The 17,814-nt window shown below is 33.6% G+C and carries 20 protein-coding genes; 19 read left to right on the forward strand and 1 reads right to left on the reverse strand.

Going from position 1 to position 17,814, the window contains the following annotated elements:
- Nucleotides 1-78: 78 nt before the first annotated feature.
- Nucleotides 79-1,317: an NAD(P)/FAD-dependent oxidoreductase gene (locus tag R2782_RS10115; protein WP_371268118.1), complete on the reverse strand. Its 1,239-nt coding sequence runs from the start codon at nucleotides 1,315-1,317 to the stop codon at nucleotides 79-81.
- Between the two features lie 111 nt (nucleotides 1,318-1,428).
- Between R2782_RS10115 and hutH the strand changes: the two genes are divergently transcribed.
- The 19 genes from hutH to R2782_RS10210 are packed head-to-tail and all read left to right on the forward strand — an operon-like array spanning nucleotide 1,429 to nucleotide 17,807.
- Entirely contained in the window at nucleotides 1,429-2,949 is a 1,521-nt protein-coding gene (gene hutH, locus R2782_RS10120; RefSeq protein WP_371268119.1) for a histidine ammonia-lyase, read from the forward strand.
- 27 nt (nucleotides 2,950-2,976) lie between these two features.
- On the forward strand, nucleotides 2,977-4,086 hold the full coding sequence (locus R2782_RS10125; protein ID WP_371268120.1) for a WG repeat-containing protein: 1,110 nt from the start codon (nucleotides 2,977-2,979) through the stop codon (nucleotides 4,084-4,086).
- Between the two features lie 21 nt (nucleotides 4,087-4,107).
- Nucleotides 4,108-4,839, forward strand: coding sequence for a 3-oxoacyl-ACP reductase FabG (fabG, locus tag R2782_RS10130; RefSeq protein WP_371268121.1), 732 nt, complete (start codon nucleotides 4,108-4,110; stop codon nucleotides 4,837-4,839).
- A 14-nt stretch (nucleotides 4,840-4,853) separates the two neighbouring features.
- Nucleotides 4,854-6,089, forward strand: coding sequence for a beta-ketoacyl synthase (locus R2782_RS10135; protein WP_371268122.1), 1,236 nt, complete (start codon nucleotides 4,854-4,856; stop codon nucleotides 6,087-6,089).
- Nucleotides 6,082-6,339, forward strand: a complete 258-nt coding sequence (locus tag R2782_RS10140; protein ID WP_371268123.1) for an acyl carrier protein — start codon at nucleotides 6,082-6,084, stop codon at nucleotides 6,337-6,339. The genes R2782_RS10135 and R2782_RS10140 overlap by 8 nt, the downstream gene beginning before the upstream one ends.
- A gap of 5 nt (nucleotides 6,340-6,344) precedes the next feature.
- A complete protein-coding gene (locus R2782_RS10145) occupies nucleotides 6,345-7,226 on the forward strand; it encodes a lipid A biosynthesis acyltransferase (RefSeq protein WP_371268124.1) in 882 nt (293 codons plus the stop codon).
- A 51-nt stretch (nucleotides 7,227-7,277) separates the two neighbouring features.
- Entirely contained in the window at nucleotides 7,278-8,927 is a 1,650-nt protein-coding gene (locus R2782_RS10150; RefSeq protein ID WP_371268125.1) for a phytoene desaturase family protein, read from the forward strand.
- A gap of 58 nt (nucleotides 8,928-8,985) precedes the next feature.
- Nucleotides 8,986-9,888 carry a flavodoxin family protein gene (locus tag R2782_RS10155; RefSeq protein WP_371268126.1) on the forward strand — a complete coding sequence of 301 codons (903 nt, stop codon included), beginning with the start codon at nucleotides 8,986-8,988 and terminating at the stop codon, nucleotides 9,886-9,888.
- Between the two features lie 17 nt (nucleotides 9,889-9,905).
- Nucleotides 9,906-11,039, forward strand: coding sequence for a beta-ketoacyl-ACP synthase III (locus R2782_RS10160; protein WP_371268127.1), 1,134 nt, complete (start codon nucleotides 9,906-9,908; stop codon nucleotides 11,037-11,039).
- Nucleotides 11,040-11,477, forward strand: coding sequence for a hypothetical protein (locus R2782_RS10165; protein WP_371268128.1), 438 nt, complete (start codon nucleotides 11,040-11,042; stop codon nucleotides 11,475-11,477).
- Between the two features lie 2 nt (nucleotides 11,478-11,479).
- Nucleotides 11,480-11,944, forward strand: coding sequence for an ABC transporter permease (locus R2782_RS10170; RefSeq protein ID WP_371268130.1), 465 nt, complete (start codon nucleotides 11,480-11,482; stop codon nucleotides 11,942-11,944).
- Nucleotides 11,944-12,348, forward strand: a complete 405-nt coding sequence (locus R2782_RS10175; protein ID WP_371268172.1) for a hypothetical protein — start codon at nucleotides 11,944-11,946, stop codon at nucleotides 12,346-12,348. The genes R2782_RS10170 and R2782_RS10175 overlap by 1 nt, the downstream gene beginning before the upstream one ends.
- On the forward strand, nucleotides 12,348-13,343 hold the full coding sequence (locus tag R2782_RS10180) for a BtrH N-terminal domain-containing protein (protein ID WP_371268131.1): 996 nt from the start codon (nucleotides 12,348-12,350) through the stop codon (nucleotides 13,341-13,343). The genes R2782_RS10175 and R2782_RS10180 overlap by 1 nt, the downstream gene beginning before the upstream one ends.
- A 6-nt stretch (nucleotides 13,344-13,349) precedes the next feature.
- Entirely contained in the window at nucleotides 13,350-14,105 is a 756-nt protein-coding gene (locus R2782_RS10185; protein ID WP_371268132.1) for an ABC transporter ATP-binding protein, read from the forward strand.
- Nucleotides 14,095-15,381, forward strand: a complete 1,287-nt coding sequence (locus R2782_RS10190; RefSeq protein ID WP_371268133.1) for an ABC transporter permease — start codon at nucleotides 14,095-14,097, stop codon at nucleotides 15,379-15,381. Before R2782_RS10185 ends, R2782_RS10190 begins: the two co-directional genes overlap by 11 nt.
- Nucleotides 15,356-15,805: an acyl-CoA thioesterase gene (locus R2782_RS10195; RefSeq protein WP_371268134.1), complete on the forward strand. Its 450-nt coding sequence runs from the start codon at nucleotides 15,356-15,358 to the stop codon at nucleotides 15,803-15,805. The genes R2782_RS10190 and R2782_RS10195 overlap by 26 nt, the downstream gene beginning before the upstream one ends.
- Nucleotides 15,806-15,811: 6 nt before the next feature.
- A complete protein-coding gene (locus tag R2782_RS10200; protein ID WP_371268135.1) occupies nucleotides 15,812-16,966 on the forward strand; it encodes a beta-ketoacyl synthase N-terminal-like domain-containing protein in 1,155 nt (384 codons plus the stop codon).
- A 1-nt stretch (nucleotide 16,967) separates the two neighbouring features.
- A complete protein-coding gene (locus R2782_RS10205) occupies nucleotides 16,968-17,528 on the forward strand; it encodes a 3-oxoacyl-ACP synthase (protein WP_371268136.1) in 561 nt (186 codons plus the stop codon).
- A gap of 21 nt (nucleotides 17,529-17,549) precedes the next feature.
- A complete protein-coding gene (locus R2782_RS10210; RefSeq protein ID WP_371268137.1) occupies nucleotides 17,550-17,807 on the forward strand; it encodes a phosphopantetheine-binding protein in 258 nt (85 codons plus the stop codon).
- Nucleotides 17,808-17,814 lie beyond the last annotated feature (7 nt).

Here is a 17,814-nt window from a genome sequence, read left to right on the forward strand (position 1 = left end):
TCAGTTAATTTTCTAAATTAGAAAAGCCGTTGGAATTTAATTTCAACGGCTTTTTTATTTAGTATGCTTAATAATATTTTAAACTTCCTTCTCCATTTTAAGCATATGTGCCATATTTTTGATTACATTATCATGCTTTTTAACAAACGGATTGGTTTCGTCCCAAACATATCCGGCTAAAACAGCACAAATTTTTCTTTTAACATCCGGATTTTCCGGTTGGTGAAAGAATAAAGTTTGTAAATTTCCGGTATACCATTCTTTCACATATGTAGTAAATACGCCAATTCCACTTTTCATGTATCCTGTAAATTCGGCTTCCCAATCTACGGTTTCACCTTTAAATTCTTTGTGAATTAATTTGGCGGCTAAAATTCCAGATTCAGTAGCAAAAGCAACTCCCGAAGAAAAAACAGGATCTAAAAACTCTGAACTGTTTCCGGTTAATGCAAATCCATCGCCATACATTTTTTTTACCGAACGAGAGTAATTTTCCAATTTTATGGGTTCAAACATAAAATCAACATCACCAAATCGTTTAATGTAATAGTCAGAAAGTTGAATGGCATTTCGTAAGGCGTCTGCATTATTTTTGTCGGAAAGGGAATTAATAAATGAAGTCGGTCCAACTACACCAAGACTTGTGTTGCCGTTCGAAAACGGAATCACCCAAAGCCAAACTTCAGTTTCCAAAATATCAAACGAAATTAAGGTGCCTTCTTCGCCCTCAGGACGATTCACATCTTTCACATGGGTAAATATGGAAGAATGCGGATCTAATTTTGAGGGAGTATCCAGGTCTAAAAGTCTTGGTAAAACCCTTCCGTAACCACTAGAGTCAATAATGAATTTTGCTTTGATTTCTTTTAAATTACCGTCTTTATCTTTAATAACGGTAGTTGAATTTTTACCTTCAAAAGACACAGAGATTACTTCACTTTCAAACTCTAAATCAACTCCTTTTTTAATGACTTCTTGAGCCAATGTATTATCGAAATCCGCTCTTGGAACTTGCCATGTCCAATCCCAACCTTCTGAATATTTATCACTAAAATTAAAAACACAAATTTCTTCACCACGAATAAATCGAGCTCCAAGTTTTTTTTCAAAATTCATGGCGTCTAAAGCGGGAAACAAACCAACTTCATCAAAATGATCCATTACTCTTGGAATTAAACTTTCACCAACGACCAATCTTGGGAATTTCGTTTTTTCAACAACTTTAACGGAAACACCATTATTAAATAGATATGCTGCTGAAACACATCCCGATGGTCCTGCACCAATTATCAAAACGTCTACTGATTCTGTTGTCATTATTTCTTTTTTTTCTATTTTAGAATATAGTATATTTGTCGCTCAAATGTAATTACATTCCCATTAAATTAAAAATAAAATCTTAAAAAATTGTAAATTAAAGAAACTATAATGAGTGTCATTGGTGAGTATTTAGACTTGGAACAATTTGTATCCATCGTTTTTAAAAATGATAAAGCCGAAGTTAGTGAAAAGGTTTTAGAGAGAGTAAAAGAAAGTTATAGTTTTCTAAAAGAGTTTGCTCAAAACAAAGTAATTTATGGTGTCAATACCGGATTTGGTCCAATGGCTCAATACAGAATTAAAAAAGAAGACCAAATTCAGTTGCAATACAATTTGATAAGAAGCCACTCTTCGGGAACCGGTAAACCTTTAAATCCTTATGTTGTTAAATCTGCAATTTTAGCCCGATTAAATACGCTTTCATTAGGTAATTCAGGTGTGCACCCCTCTGTAATTCATTTGATGAAAGAGTTTATTAATCGTGATATAACTCCTTTGATTTTTGAACATGGAGGAGTAGGGGCAAGTGGCGATTTAGTACAATTAGCTCATTTAGCTTTAGTTTTGATTGGTGAAGGTGAAGTTTTTTACAAAGGAGAAAGAATGGCAACCCAAGCGGTTTTTAAAATTGAAAATCTTCAACCCATTCAAGTTGAAATCAGAGAGGGATTAGCTTTAATGAATGGAACTTCAGTAATGACGGGTGTTGGTGTTGTAAATGTGTTTTATGCAGAAAAACTAATTGATTGGGCTGTTAAATGTTCGTGTGCTATTAATGAAATTGTTTCTGCTTATGACGATCATTTATCAGCTGAATTGAATGAAACAAAACATCATTTTGGGCAAAATGAAATCGCCAAAATGATGCGAACCAACTTAAACGATAGCCAACTCGTCCGGAAAAGAGAAGATCATCTGTATTCCGGTGAAAACACGGAGGATGTTTTTAAAGAAAAAGTACAAGAATACTATTCCTTACGATGTGTACCCCAAATTTTAGGCCCGGTTTTAGATACAGTAAAATCGGTAGCTTCTGTTTTAGAAAAAGAAATTAATTCGGCCAACGATAACCCTATTGTTGATGTAAAAAACAAACACGTTTATCATGGAGGTAATTTTCATGGCGACTACATTTCACTCGAAATGGATAAGCTAAAGCTTGTAATTACCAAATTAACCATGTTGTCTGAAAGACAATTAAATTATCTTTTGAATTCAAAATTAAACGAAATTTTGCCTCCTTTTGTAAATTTAGGTACCTTAGGGTTTAATTTTGGTATGCAAGGGGTACAATTCACTGCTACATCAACCACAGCAGAAAACCAGATGCTGTCTAACCCAATGTACGTGCATAGTATCCCAAATAACAATGATAATCAAGATATTGTGAGTATGGGAACCAATGCGGCTGTAATTACCGGAAAAGTGATTGAAAATGCATTTGAAGTATTGGCCATAGAAACCATTACCATTGTTCAAGCAATTGATGCGTTGGGTTATGGAAGCAAAGTTTCGTCAGTAACAAAAAAATTATATGATGATGTGCGTACTATTGTACCAAAATTCAAAGAAGATGAAGTGATGTACCCGTATGTTCAAAATGTAAAAGATTATTTGATGTCAATATAAATTAATACGAACTAAATACTTGTTAAAATGAAAAAAGTTACTTTTTTAATGATTTTGTTTGTTCAGGTCATTACAGCTCAAGAACTTGCATTGGTTAAGCAAGGAGACAAATTTGGCTATATTTCTAAAAATGGGGAGTATGCTATCCTGCCAAATTTTAAAGACGCTAAAAATTTTTCTGATGGTTTAGCGGCAGCATTAGATAATGGAAATTGGGGGTTTATTAATATGAAAGGAGATTGGGTGATTCCGGCAACTTTTACCAAAACAAAATACTTCGACAGTGGTATTTGTTTGGTCGAAAAGGATAAAAGATGGTTTTATATTGATAAAACTGGCAAAGAAATACAAATGCCGGCTTCCGAAAAATTATACGATTTTGAAGATGGATTGGCTTTCATCCGTCAAGGAGACAAAATCGGTTTAATAAACACCAAAGGAGATATTATTTTACAACCTAAATACCAAGTTATCAAAGATTTTGAAGGAAACTATGCTCGTGTAAAAAATAATGACAAATGGGGAATCATTGATAAATCTGGAAAAGAAGTTGTTAATGCAGAGTATGACGAAATTGGGAATTATTACAAAAACACAACGTGGGGTAGAAAAGGTGAAGCATTTGGACTCATAAAAGCAAATACATTTAAACAAGTGGATGGAGCTGATAAAATATGGGATTTTTACGCTGAAGATATTACATATGCCCGTAAAAATAAAAAAATGGGCTTTATTGATATGAATGGTAATTGGGTTATCGAACCTAAATTTGATAAAGTAAGGGCTTTTTCAAAGTCATTAGCTCCTGCTTATGATGGAAAAAAATGGGGCTTTATTAATACAAAAGGAGAGTATGTTGTGCAACCTATTTATGATGATGTTGAAGTTTTTTCTGCCGAAGGATTAGCTCCGGTTAAGTCTAAAGATTGGGGTTTTATCGATGTGAACGGAAAGTTAGTAATTCCTACAAACTACCAAATTACAGCAGTTGGATTCGGTATCTTTAGAGATGAAGACAAAGGATTTGTAAATGGTTTAGCAAGAGTTAAAGCAAATAAAAAATGGTGTTTTTTAAAACCGGATGGAACAATCTTAGGGAATCAATATTTTGATAACGCCGAACTTTTTCAAAAATAAAAATAGAATAAACGAAACAATATGAAGTGTGCATTAGTAACGGGGGGGTCAAGAGGAATTGGAAGTGCTATTTGTCAAAAATTAGCCGAAGAAAGTGATTACCACATCCTCATTAATTACCAAAGTAACAAAGAGGCAGCCGAGAGAACGCTTCAAGAGGTAATAAATAAAGGTGCAACAGGAGAGCTTGTACAATTTAATGTGTCCGATGCAGATGAAGTAAAAATTGCTTTGACGACTTGGCAAGAAAATAATCCTGACGCAATTGTTGAGGTTATCGTAAATAACGCAGGTATTACTAAAGATGGTCTTTTTATGTGGATGACTCATGACGATTGGAGCAATGTGGTGAATACCAGTTTGAATGGCTTTTTTAACGTTACAAATTTCTTTATTCAAAAAATGCTTCGCAATAAATATGGCCGAATAGTCAATATGGCTTCGGTTTCTGGAGTTAAAGGAACTGCGGGTCAAGCCAATTATTCTGCAGCAAAAGGTGCAATTGTGGCAGCCACTAAAGCATTGGCTCAAGAAGTAGCCAAACGAAACATTACCGTGAATGCAGTGGCTCCGGGATTCATTCGCACCGACATGACCAGTTCACTTGATGAAAGGGAATTAGTAAAATTGGTTCCGGCTAATCGATTTGGTGAAGCCGAAGAGGTGGCTGATTTAGTCAGTTTTTTAGTTTCTAAAAAAGCAAGTTATATAACAGGAGAAGTAATTAATATCAACGGGGGGATATATTCTTAACACTTAGGAATGCAATGGATAAAAGAGTAGTTATTACCGGCATGGGAATTTATTCCTGCATTGGAACTTCGTTAGAAGAAGTGAGACAATCACTTTACGAAGGCAAATCAGGAATTGTTTATGACCAAGAGAGAAAAGAGTTTGGATTTCGTTCTGCTTTAACCGGAATAGTACCCAGACCTGATTTGAAAGCTTTACTCAGCCGCAGACAGCGAATCAGTATTGGTGAAGAAACCGAATATGCCTATATGGCTACCATTGAAGCCTTACGAAATGCCAATATTGATGATAGCTTTTTTGATACAAATGAGGTAGGAATTTTATATGGTAATGATAGCGTTTCCATGGCAATCATTGAAGCTACCGATATTATTCGCGAAAAGAAAGATACTACACTAATAGGCTCCGGTGCTATCTTTAAGTCTATGAATTCAACCGTGACAATGAATCTGTCTACTATTTTTAGATTAAGAGGCATTAATTTAACCGTTAGTGCTGCTTGTGCAAGTGGTTCTCATTCCATTGGATTAGGATACCACCTGATAAAAAGTGGTTTACAAGACACAATTATTTGTGGCGGTGCACAGGAAATTAATAAATATGCCATGTCCAGTTTTGACGGATTAGGTGTTTTTTCCGTGGATGAAGCAAATCCAAGCAGAGCATCTAGACCATTTGATGCTGCTCGAGATGGTTTAGTGCCAAGTGGTGGTGGAGCTACATTAATTCTTGAAAGCTATGAATCTGCAATTAAAAGAGGAGCTCCTATTATTGCCGAAGTAATCGGTTATGGATTTTCATCCAACGGGGGGCATATTTCAACGCCAAACGTAGATGGTCCTTCTACAGCAATGAAGAGGGCAATGGAACAAGCAAATGTTACTCCGGATCAAATTGATTATATTAATGCTCATGCCACTTCAACGCCGGTTGGCGATGCTAATGAAGCCAAGGCTATTTTTGAAATTTTTGGTAAAAATAATACGCCGGTCAGTTCAACAAAATCGATGACAGGACACGAATGTTGGATGGCAGGTGCTAGTGAGGTAATTTATTCATTACTTATGATGCAACACTCTTTTATTGCTCCTAATATCAATTTTGAAAACCCTGATGAAGATTCTGCAAAATTAAATATTGTGAAAAGTACAATAAATACAAAAATTAATATATTTTTGTCGAATTCCTTTGGTTTCGGAGGAACAAATTCAGCATTAGTAGTTAAAAAGCATAATTTTAAAGATGAATAAAGCAGACATTATTGAAACTATTAACGGTTTCTTGGTAGAGGAGTTTGAGGTGGATGGAGATACTATTTCTTCTGAAGCAAATTTGAAAGACACACTTGGATTAGATAGTTTGGATTATGTAGATTTAGTTGTAACAATTGAATCTAACTTTGGTGTTAAATTAGGTGAAGCAGACTTTGTGGGGATTGCTACATTTCAAGATTTTTACGATTTAATCGAAAATAAGATTAAAGTAAAAGAAAAAGTATAACCGTCATGAGCAAGTGGGACGGAAAGTCAAGAGGAACACTACTAGGTTATAAAATTTTTGTTTTCTGCATAAAGAAGTTGGGAATTAAAGCATCCTATTTTGTGCTTTACTTTGTAGCTTCCTACTATTTTTTATTTCTTAAAAAAAGTAATCAAGCTATCGCGTATTACTTTAAAAAAAGATTAGGGTATTCTAATATTCAAGCCAAAGTAGCTATTTTTAAAAGTTATTTCACTTTTGGACAAACAATCATAGACAAGACTGCCATTTCTGTTGGTCTTAGGAATCGATTTACCTACGAATTTGATGGTATTGATGTACTAAAAAACCTTCTTGCCCAAAAAAAAGGTGGAGTACTTATCAGTGCTCACATCGGTAATTTTGAAATCGCAGAACATTTTTTTGCTGATATCGACTTAGATTGTCAAATCAATTTAGTGACCACTGACTTAGAGCATACCGTAATTAAAGATTATTTGGATAGTATAGCTCAGAAATCTTCCATTAAATTTATTTTTGTCAAAGAAGATATGTCGCATATCTTTGATATTAATAATGCTTTAGCAAAAAATGAATTAATTTGTTTTACCGGAGATCGTTACTTTCAAGGAACAAAATGTTTAACGGAAACTATTCTTGGAAAAAAAGCAAATTTTCCTGCAGGACCTTTTTTAATCGCATCTAGATTGAAAGTGCCTGTTGTTTTTGTTTATGTGATGAAAGAAAAGAATTTACATTACCATTTATTTGCAAGAGAAGCTCATGCAACATACCGAGACGAAAAAGGACTATTAAAAACCTACATTGAAAGTGTAGAATCAATGCTAAAAAAATACCCGTTACAATGGTTCAATTATTTTGACTTTTGGGATGATATAAGAAGGTAATTAATTAATGATAGCTAATCAAATTCTATTTAGCTAACCAAAAAACAAACTATGGAAGAATTTGACTCAATCATTATAGGTTCTGGTGCCGGAGGTTTAACCACTGCTCTTTGTTTAGCCAGAGCCGGTCAAAAAGTTTTGGTTTTAGAACAACATGATGTTCCCGGTGGATGGTGTCATAGTTTTACCCTAAACGGACAGCGTTTTAGTCCAGGAGTTCACTACATCGGTTTATTAGGTGAAGGACAGTCAACCAATCTGCTTTATCGAAGTTTGGGTATAGCCAATGACTTGATTTTTTTTAGGATGAATAGTAATGGGTATGATCATTGTCATATTAGTAATCATCGATTTGATTATCCGGCCGGAATTGAAAATTTAAAAAACAAACTCGCTTCTCAATTTCCTCACGAAGCAAAAAACATTCGAGAATACCTCTCTTTAATAGAGAAAGTAAATTACGAACTACAATTAATTCCAAAATTAGAAGGACTTTGGCAAAAATTAACTGTCCCTTTTCGAACAAAACATTTTGGTAAGTTTGCTTTGTTTTCTCTTAAACGGGTTGTTGGTTGGCATATTAAAGATCCTCTCGTTAAAGCAATTTTGAATGCACAATGTGGTGATCACGGGCTTCCGCCAGAAAAAGCTTGTTTTCCGGTACATTGTTCAGTAATGAATCATTATTTTGAGGGTGGATTTTACCCCATGGGCGGCGGCGGCGGAATTGTTAAAGCAATGACAACTAAAATTAAAAGTTTTGGAGGTATTGTCAAAACACAACAAAAAGTTGCTAAAATTATACTCGAAAATAAAAAAGCAATTGGTGTTGAAATGGCTGACGGTAAAAGAATTTATGCTAAAAATATAATCTCAAACGCCGACCCAAATACAACTTTCTTAAAGTTAATAGGGAAAGATAAATGTAGTAAAAAATTAATTAATAAGTTAGATAAAACAAAGTACTCCGTCACGTCTTTAATATTGTTTTTAACGGTTGATATAGATGTAACCCAGTTTGGTATAGATTCAGGGAATATTTGGAAATTTAAAGATGAGAATATCGACGGACATTTTGATGAACTAACCAAAGAAAATATTACAGAAGGTGATGAGTTTCCCGCTCTCTTTATCAGTTGTACTACGCTAAAAGATCCGGTAAGTTTTAATGGTAAATACCACAATTTTGAAATCGTAACCTATGTAGATTTTGACAGTTTTAAACAATTTGATCAAGAAGATTATCATACTCCTGAATATGAATTATTCAAAAAGAAAATCATTGAGAAGTTTTTAAACACCTTAGAAACAATAATTCCGTCAGTGAGGAAACATATTGTTCAAGCTGAATTAGGAACCCCTAAAACAAATCAATTTTATATTAATAGTACTCGAGGAAATGTGTATGGTACAGAAAAGTCACTAAAACAAATTGGTCCTTTTGCCTATAAAAATAAGACAGAATTTGACAGTCTCTATCTTTGCGGAGCAAGTACATTGTCACATGGTATAACCGGTGCAAGTTATTCGGGTTTAGAAGTAGCAGCCAAAATATTAAATTGTAAGTCTACAGATTTTCTAGTAGATGATAAATCTCAGAAAATAAGTATTTTTGATGCCGAAGATCCAGATAATTGGAACGATTTTATTAAGACTAAAAGAGAAGACAAAAAAAGAAATTTTAAAGAAGTGAAAATTTAATAAAGTTTAGATTTAATTTTTAATATCTTTAAAAACTGACGAATGGAATAAGGAAAGAATGAAAAACGTTATTGTAATCTATTACACTCAATCAGGGCAATTAGAAAAAATAGCCCAAAAAATAGCCCAACCTCTTTTGGAAGACAAGGAGATTTCGGTCACCTATTACAACATTGAAATGGAGAAACCATTTCCGTTTCCTTGGCCAAAATCAGATTTTTTTGATGTGTTTCCAGAATCTTTTTTACAGATTCCTGCTCCAATAAAAAAACCTTCGCAAGAAATTTTAGAAAAAAAATATGATCTGGTTATACTCGCTTACCAGGTTTGGTATTTAACACCATCAATACCTATCAATTCTTTCTTAAAAAGCGAATTTGGGCAGCAAATTTTAAACAATAAGCCTGTGGTTACAGTAATTGGTGCAAGAAATATGTGGGTCATGGCACAAGAAAAAATGAAAAAAATGATAAAAAATAGTAATGCTACCCTAGTGGGAAATATCGCTTTAGTGGATAGACATATTAATCATATAAGTGTAATTACCATTGTGCATTGGATGTTTACAGGGAAGAAATCTAAATATCTAGGCATTTTTCCTAAACCCGGCGTTTCAGACGAAGAAATTTTTACCTCTTCTCGTTTTGGTAAGATTATAACAAAGCACTTGAAAAATAATCAATTTGATGCACTTCAAGCAGAGTTGATTGCTCATAATGCCATAGAGATAAGACCTTTTTTAGTTGAGATGGATAAAAAAGCGAATAAAATGTTTTCAAAATGGGCAAATTTTATCATTAAAAAAACAGACTCAAGACCAACGTGGTTAAAATTCTTTAATCTATATTTGTTCGTAGCGATATGGATAATTTCCCCAATTGTGTATATATTGCACCTTTTTTCAATTCCTTTTAAAAATAACCAAATAAAGAAAGAAAAAACCTACTTTAAAGAGGTTTGATTTGACAACTAAGCTATATGTTTGACGTTTACATAACAAAATCTGGAAAATTTTTACCCAACAAAGCGGTTTCTAATGATGAAATGGAATCGTTTTTGGGATTAATTAATAATTCTGCTTCTAAAGCAAGAAAAATAATACTCCGTAAGAATGGAATTGTATCAAGATATTACGCTTTAGATGAAAATAGTTCACCAACGCATACTAATGCAGAGTTAACTAACTTGGCTATTGAGACATTATACGATAATACCTTTAAGGCTACTGATATTGAAGTTCTATCATGTGGCACTTCAACTCCTGATAATTTGTTGCCTTCTCATGCAGCAATGGTTCATGGTTTGATGAAAAACAAATCGGTTGAATTAAATTCATCTTCAGGTGTTTGTAATGCCGGTATGAATTCATTAAAGTTTGGTTACCTTTCTGTAAAATCAGGAAATTCAAAAAATGCTGTATGTACAGGATCCGAAAGAGTTTCTACTTGGTTACTTGCAGATAAATACGAAGCCGAAATTAGTCATGAGCAAAGCATTGAAGAGCATCCTATTTTGGCTTTCAAAAAAGATTTTCTTCGTTGGATGTTGTCCGACGGAGCAGCAGCCTTTTTATTGCAAAATGAACCTAAGGGTGAAAATCCCCTAAAAATTGAGTGGATGGAATCGTTTTCATATGCTCATGAACTAGAAGCTTGTATGTATGCCGGTGGTGAAAAATTAGATAATGGTGAAATTAAACCTTGGAGTGATTTTCATTCGAACGAATGGTTGGAACAATCTATATTTGCAATCAAACAGGATGTTAAATTGTTAGACAAATACATATTAGAGAAAGGGGCTGAAAGTATGAAAGCTGCTTTGGACAAAAATGGAATAAAATCTGATGAGATTACTTATTTTCTGCCACATGTTTCTTCTCATTATTTTGTTGATAAATTAGCAAAATCTTTAGCCGAAAAAGGAATAGAAGTCCCAATGGAAAAATGGTTTATGAATTTAAAAAATGTGGGAAATGTTGGTTCAGCATCTATTTATTTGATGGTTGAAGAAATAATGAATTCCGGAAAATTAAAGAAAGGGGATAAATTATTATTATCTGTTCCTGAAAGTGGTCGTTTTTCGTATGCGTATGCCTTTTTAACTGTTTGCTAAGTGAAAGATGTAATTTTACCAATTTTAGATAGAGATTTTGTGGAAAATTTAATTCCGCAGAAGTTTCCGTTTGTCATGGTAGATAAGTTAATCGATTTTAGAGAAAACGAAATTGTTGTTGGTTTGACAGTTCCTGAAAATAATATTTTTGTAAAAAATTCAATTTTTCAAGAATCCGGACTCATAGAGCACATGGCTCAATCGGTAGCCCTGTACACAGGCTATCAGTTTTATTTAAAGCAACAGCCTGCTCCGGTTGGCTATATTGGTTCTATCAAAAGTATTGAGATAAATCAATTGCCTAACCTAAATGAAGCAATCGAAACAACCGTAACTGTTCTTCAAGAATTTATGGGAGTGACTTTGGTGGATATTTCATCCAAATTAAATGGTATAGAGATTGCCAAAGGACAAATGAAAACGGTTTTAGCAAATTAATCATGCAACCTTTAGAAAAAGTAATCGAGATACAACATTTTCTACCGCACCGAGAACCCATGTTAATGGTAGATTATATCACTGCATTTTCTGAAAATGAAGTAAGTACTGTTTTTCATATCAAAGAGGACAATCTCTTTGTGGAAAATAAAATTTTTGCAGAAATTGGTTTAATTGAAAATGCGGCTCAAACATGCTCTTCTATTGTAGCAAAATCATACTTTATTGATGATGACTCACACAATGAAAAAGAAAATGTTCGTGTGGTTGGATTTATTAGCGGTATCAAAAAACTGCAGGTTTTTTTATTGCCTTCTGTCGGAAATACGATTCAAACTAAAGCTACACTTATTTCTAGATTTGATGCAGAAGAATATAAGATATGTAGCATGAAATGTACAACACATTCTAATAATACTCTACTTTTTGAAGCTGAATTGAACTTGTTTATCCAAAAAACGAATTGATGAAAAAGGAAGAAGTACCACAAGATAAAGGCAATTTGTCTAAAAATAATATCAAAGAGTTGTGTTATGCTACGGATGAAAAAGGAAACTATACAACTGCTCTAAGTACAGGATGGGAGCCTAAGACAATAGCTTTACAAAATTCTCTTGAAGATATAAATGAACGTATCGAGCAAGCAAAGGAAGATGTTAAGAAAGGAAAAGTTAGTCCTATAGTTTATTATATGGAATTACATAAAATGGATTGGATAATTCTCTCTTCTTATGTGGATATGTGGATATGGAGAGTAAAAAGACATGGGAAACCTTCTGTTTTTAAACGATTGAGCAACAGAATATTGTTGAAATATGCCGAGGCTTTTGAAATTTCGGTTGAAGAACTTAAAAATTTTAAAGGAGAGTAATGAAAACTAATTTTGTTCATCACCAATCTGCTCATTGTGAAAATGGAGTAGCTTCTAATCTTCTAAAGCACCAAGGAATCAATATAAGTGAACCAATGGTTTTTGGTATTGGTTCGGGAATTTTATTTTTCTATCTCCCCCTTTTACGGGTAAATCATGCTCCGGCAATCAGTTACAGACCAATGCCGGGATTTATTTTTAATCGAGCAGCAAAAAGACTCGGAATTAAAGTAAAACGGGTAAAATTTTCCAACAAAAAAAGTGCCCAGTTGGCTTTGGAAGAAAATTTAAAAAAAAATATTCCAACCGGTTTGCAGGTTGGGGTTTATCATTTAACCTATTTTCCAGACGAATATCGTTTTCACTTTAATGCTCACAATCTGGTAGTATATGGCAAAACACAAAATCAATTTTTGATAAGTGATCCTGTAATGGAAAACGTTACAACATTAACTGAATCAGAACTTGAAAAAGTACGCTTTGCAAAAGGAGCTCTTGCTCCGAAAGGACAAATGTATTATCCTGTTTATATTCCAAAAGATATTGATTGGGAGGGAGCAATAAAAAAAGGAATCAAAAACACATGTCGTGAAATGCTGGCACCAGTGCCGATTGTAGGTGTAAAAGGGATCAGAACAGTAGCTAAAAACATTCCGAAATGGGCTCACAAAAAAGGCAATAAAGTTGCCAATCATTATCTTGCACAAATGGTTCGTATGCAAGAAGAAATTGGTACCGGAGGAGGAGGTTTTCGTTTTATTTATGCTGCTTTTTTGCAAGAAGCGGCTACCGTTTTAAAGAACGATAAACTCTTTGAATTGTCTAAAGAAATGACTTTAATTGGTGATTTGTGGAGAGATTTTGCGGTGAACGCTTCCCGGGTTTATAAAAACAGAAGTAGTCAAACCGATGTTTATAATAGTCTTTCAAAAGAACTTTTGCATATTGCCGATTTAGAAGAAAAATTCTTTAAAACGCTTAAAAAAGCAATTTAAGCTTTCATGAAAAAATCCATAATTCATATCGAACAACTTTTTAAAAAGTATAAAGATGCCGATGATTTTTCAATAAATAATCTAAGTTTAGTTATTGAAGAAAAGGAAATTTTTGGATTATTGGGACCAAATGGAGCCGGAAAAACCACCTTGCTTTCCATTCTTTGTGGATTAATTAAACCTACTTCCGGGAAATTTTCCATCAACAAATTATCCTATCAAGAAAACGCAAACAAAATTAAAAAATTAATGGGGGTTGTTCCCCAAGAATATGCATTATATCCTACCCTAACAGCCAGAGAAAATTTATTATATTTTGGTAGCATGTATGGTTTGAAAGGAAAAGAATTAAAATCAAAAGTGGAGCAATCATTAGACCATTTAGGTTTACTAAAATTTGCCGATAAGAAAGTTGAAACTTTCTCCGGGGGAATGAAAAGACGTGTGAACTTAATTGCCGGAATTTTACATAATCCATTAATTTTATTTTTGGATGAACCAACCGTTGGAGTCGATGTTCAATCGAAAAATGTAATTATTGATTTTTTGAAAGAACTTAATTCAAAAGGAACAACAATCATTTATACTTCTCATCATTTAGTAGAAGCTCAGGATTTTTGTACACAAATTGCCATTATCGATAGAGGTAAAATTTTTGCTCAGGGAACACCAAAACAATTGATTACAAAAACCGAAAAAGCATCTAATTTAGAAGATGTTTTTATTTCATTAACCGGAAAAGAACTTCGTGATGTTATATAAGTTTTTCATGTCGGTTTACAAAGAAACACTACTGCTTAAAAGAGATTTTGGTGGCCTAGTGATACTTTTTGTGATGCCACTCATTCTTATCATTACCATCACTTTAATTCAAGACGGGACATATAAATCGATGTCGGATGTAAAGATTCCGATATTGTTGGTTGATAATGATAACGATACGATTTCTAAAACTGTACGTAAAAATCTGAATGAAAGCGGTTCGTTTGAAGTGCTTACTCAATTAAACGGAAAAAATATTACCGAAGGAGTTGCTCAAGAAGCTGTTTTTAAAGGTAAATATCAATTAGCAATCATTATTCCCGAAAAATTGAGTTCCGATTTACAATTAAAAGTAAATCAAAATGTGGACCGAATCGTAAGTTCATTCGGGTTAACGGATTCTATTTCTTCCGAAGTTCAAAATCAGAAATTAGAACCCAAAGAAATTAAACTATATTTCGACCCTGCAACACAATTGTCGTTTAAAAATGGAGTAAAAAATGCCATCGATCGAATGATTTCGCAAATTGAAACAAGTTCTATTTATACTACTTTTCAAGAACAATTAGGCGAAGGAGATGAACCTGTGTTTGAGCAAGAAAGTTTTATTTCGTTTAAAGAAATTGTACCCACTATCGATAACAAAGAAATTTTACCTAATTCAGTTCAACATAATGTACCGGCTTGGACATTATTCGCTATTTTTTTTATAGTAGTGCCACTTTCCATCAATATTGTTAAAGAAAAAAGCCAAGGAACACACGTGCGGTTAATTACAAACCCTGTTCCTTATGCAATAGTTATTGCCGGAAAAACGGCTACTTATTTAGTAATTTGTATAATTCAATTCTATTTAATGGTAGCTGTTGGCGTTTTTCTTTTTCCACACATTGGTTTACCGGCATTAGATATAAGTGGAAAATTATTTTTGATGAGTATTGTAGCTGTCTTTGCAGGATTGGCAGCCGTTGGTTATGGCATCTTATTGGGAACATTAGCTAAAACGCAAGAGCAATCGGCCCCTTTTGGTGCAACTTCTGTTGTAATTTTAGCGGCAATGGGTGGTGTCTGGATTCCTGTTTTTGCAATGCCAAAAATAATGCAATTCTTTGCACATATTTCGCCAATGAATTGGGGACTGAATGCTTTTTATGATGTTTTACTCCGAAATGGAGGCATTTTAGAAATTTTACCAGATATAAGTTTATTATTTTTGTTTTTCATAATTACAGTAACCATTGCAATCGCTTATGACAAAAAGAAAAGAGCAGTATGACGAAGCTTCGCAATTAACCATTTCCAAAGATATCAGGGTGCGATTTAATGAAACCGATCCACTTGGGATTGTTTGGCATGGCTATTACATCACTTATTTTGAAGATGGGAGGGAGGCCTTTGGTCGCGAACACGGAATTTCCTATCTCGATGTGCATAAATATGGTTTTACAACACCAATTGTAAAATCGGTTTGTGAACATAAATTGTCTTTGCGTTATGGCGATGTAGCTCGAATTGAAACAACCATTGTGGATACTCCAGCTGCCAAAATGATTTTTAGATATAAAATTTTCGATGCCAATAATGAAATTGCTTGCACGGGCGAAACAGTGCAGGTTTTTGTAGATACAAATGGAAATTTGTCTCTAAACAATCCTCCATTTTATGAAGAATGGAAGCGAAAAGTAGGGCTTTTGAAATAATTTTGAATGAATAACAAAAGTGTTTATATCACCCAAACCAATTGCATTACTCCGTTAGGATTTGATGTGAGTTCCAATTGGGATGCAATTCTGCATGGAAAAAGCGGAATTCAACTGCATAAAAATATGGGCAATTTGGAGGAGTTCTACGCTTCAATTATTTCAACTGACTGGTTAGATGAGGTTTTCAAAAAAACTGTTTTTCCTTTTTCTGTTTCAGATAAAAAATTTACCAAATTAGAAAAAATGTTACTGTTGGCTTTGATGCCCTTGGTTGAAAAGTATCAAATTTCAAACCGAACAGCATTTGTTTTTTCAACTACAAAAGGAAATATCAGCTCGTTAGAATTAGATTCAAGTCCGGTAAAAGAAGCTCAATTGGCCTTCTTAGCCAAAAAAATAAGTTCGCTATTTGGTTTTACCACAGAGCCTATTGTGCTTTCAAACGCATGTGTCTCAGGGGTTTTAGCAATTGCTGTTGCAAAACGTATGATTCAAGTTGGTGTGTATGACGATGCCTTTATTGTGGCCGGCGATGAAGTTTCAGAATTTGTATTATCCGGATTTAATTCGTTTCAAGCCATGAGTGAAATACCATGTAAACCATATGATTCAGACAGAAATGGGGTTAATTTAGGCGAAGCAACCGCTGCTGTTTATCTAACCTCAGATAAAAATAAAGTTGAATCAAATGCTATAAAAGTTTGTGGAGATGGTGCCATTAACGATGCTAATCACATTTCAGGTCCTTCTAGAACGGGAGAAGGACTATTCAGAAGCATTCAAAGTGCATTGGAAGAGGCAAATTGTAGTGTTAATGATATTGATTATATTTCTGCACACGGAACAGCTACATTATATAATGATGAGATGGAAGCAATTGCATTCAATAGATTACATTTGCAAAATGTTCCTGTCAACAGCCTGAAAGGTTTTTATGGGCATACACTGGGAGCTTCGGGTTTGTTGGAAACAGTTATCGCTATAGAAAGTGCTAAACAAAACCAATTGATTGTGTCAAAAGGATATGAAAATGAGGGAACAACTCAGTCGATTGAAGTGATTAAAGAAAATAAAACTCAAGAGATTAATCGATTTTTAAAAACGGCTTCAGGGTTTGGAGGATGTAATACGGCCGTAATTTTTGAAAAAATAAAATAGCTTGAAAAGTCAGTTTATCATATCAAATTCCTGTAAAATTGAAGCAAATTCGATTTTCATCAATGATCAAAAAGTGTTTCATTCTGAAGCAACTTCGTTTACTGATTTTGCAAAAGAGGCTTATAAAAATTTCGAAATTAATTATCCAAAGTTTTTTAAAATGGACAATTTGAGTAAATTAGCATTTTTAGCATCAGAAATGATGTTGAATGAACAGTTGATTGCTCAATCCGAAAACAATATAGCATTGGTTTTTGCCAACCAATCATCAAGTTTAGATACCGATGTAAAGTATCAAAATTCAATTGATGATAAAGAAAATTATTTTCCTAGTCCTGCTGTTTTTGTTTATACTCTACCAAATATTTGTTTAGGGGAAATTAGTATCAAACATCAATTGAAATCGGAAAATGCTTTTTTTGTATTTGAAGAAAATAATGAAGTATTTTTGACGCAGTATGCAACGTCGCTTTTACAAAACAAAAAAGCGGCTAAAGTACTCTGCGGATGGGTTGAATTTTTTGAAGAAAGCTATTTAGCAAAGCTATTTATGGTAGAATAATAAAAGATGAATAAATAAATTATGGAAGCATTAAAACAAGAATTAAAAGAAAAAATTATAGCAGCTTTAAATTTAGAGCACATTTCTGTAGAAGAATTTGATGACAATGAAACCCTTTTTGGTGATGGAATTGGTTTGGATTCAATCGATGCACTTGAGTTGATCGTTTTGTTAGATAAAGATTATGGTATTAAATTAACCGACCCAAAAGAAGGAAAAACCATTTTTCAATCAGTAGAAACCATGGCAAATTATATCGCTGCTAACCGAACAAAATAAGTTATTC

The sequence above is a fragment of the Flavobacterium sp. genome (assembly GCF_041392085.1).
In the GTDB taxonomy this organism is placed as follows: domain Bacteria; phylum Bacteroidota; class Bacteroidia; order Flavobacteriales; family Flavobacteriaceae; genus Flavobacterium.

Bases quoted from the DNA above. Each gene is read 5' to 3' on its own strand.
- R2782_RS10190 (WP_371268133.1), top strand. From the start codon at position 14,095: ATGTTATATAAGTTTTTCATGTCGGTTTACAAAGAAACACTACTGCTT.
- R2782_RS10210 (WP_371268137.1), top strand. From the start codon at position 17,550: ATGGAAGCATTAAAACAAGAATTAAAAGAAAAAATTATAGCAGCTTTA.
- R2782_RS10115 (WP_371268118.1), bottom strand. From the start codon at position 1,317: ATGACAACAGAATCAGTAGACGTTTTGATAATTGGTGCAGGACCATCG.
- R2782_RS10200 (WP_371268135.1), top strand. From the start codon at position 15,812: ATGAATAACAAAAGTGTTTATATCACCCAAACCAATTGCATTACTCCG.
- R2782_RS10155 (WP_371268126.1), top strand. From the start codon at position 8,986: ATGAAAAACGTTATTGTAATCTATTACACTCAATCAGGGCAATTAGAA.
- R2782_RS10195 (WP_371268134.1), top strand. From the start codon at position 15,356: ATGACAAAAAGAAAAGAGCAGTATGACGAAGCTTCGCAATTAACCATT.
- R2782_RS10160 (WP_371268127.1), top strand. From the start codon at position 9,906: ATGTTTGACGTTTACATAACAAAATCTGGAAAATTTTTACCCAACAAA.
- R2782_RS10175 (WP_371268172.1), top strand. From the start codon at position 11,944: ATGAAAAAGGAAGAAGTACCACAAGATAAAGGCAATTTGTCTAAAAAT.
- R2782_RS10180 (WP_371268131.1), top strand. From the start codon at position 12,348: ATGAAAACTAATTTTGTTCATCACCAATCTGCTCATTGTGAAAATGGA.
- hutH (WP_371268119.1), top strand. From the start codon at position 1,429: ATGAGTGTCATTGGTGAGTATTTAGACTTGGAACAATTTGTATCCATC.
- fabG (WP_371268121.1), top strand. From the start codon at position 4,108: ATGAAGTGTGCATTAGTAACGGGGGGGTCAAGAGGAATTGGAAGTGCT.
- R2782_RS10150 (WP_371268125.1), top strand. From the start codon at position 7,278: ATGGAAGAATTTGACTCAATCATTATAGGTTCTGGTGCCGGAGGTTTA.
- R2782_RS10140 (WP_371268123.1), top strand. From the start codon at position 6,082: ATGAATAAAGCAGACATTATTGAAACTATTAACGGTTTCTTGGTAGAG.
- R2782_RS10170 (WP_371268130.1), top strand. From the start codon at position 11,480: ATGCAACCTTTAGAAAAAGTAATCGAGATACAACATTTTCTACCGCAC.
- R2782_RS10135 (WP_371268122.1), top strand. From the start codon at position 4,854: ATGGATAAAAGAGTAGTTATTACCGGCATGGGAATTTATTCCTGCATT.
- R2782_RS10145 (WP_371268124.1), top strand. From the start codon at position 6,345: ATGAGCAAGTGGGACGGAAAGTCAAGAGGAACACTACTAGGTTATAAA.
- R2782_RS10125 (WP_371268120.1), top strand. From the start codon at position 2,977: ATGAAAAAAGTTACTTTTTTAATGATTTTGTTTGTTCAGGTCATTACA.
- R2782_RS10185 (WP_371268132.1), top strand. From the start codon at position 13,350: ATGAAAAAATCCATAATTCATATCGAACAACTTTTTAAAAAGTATAAA.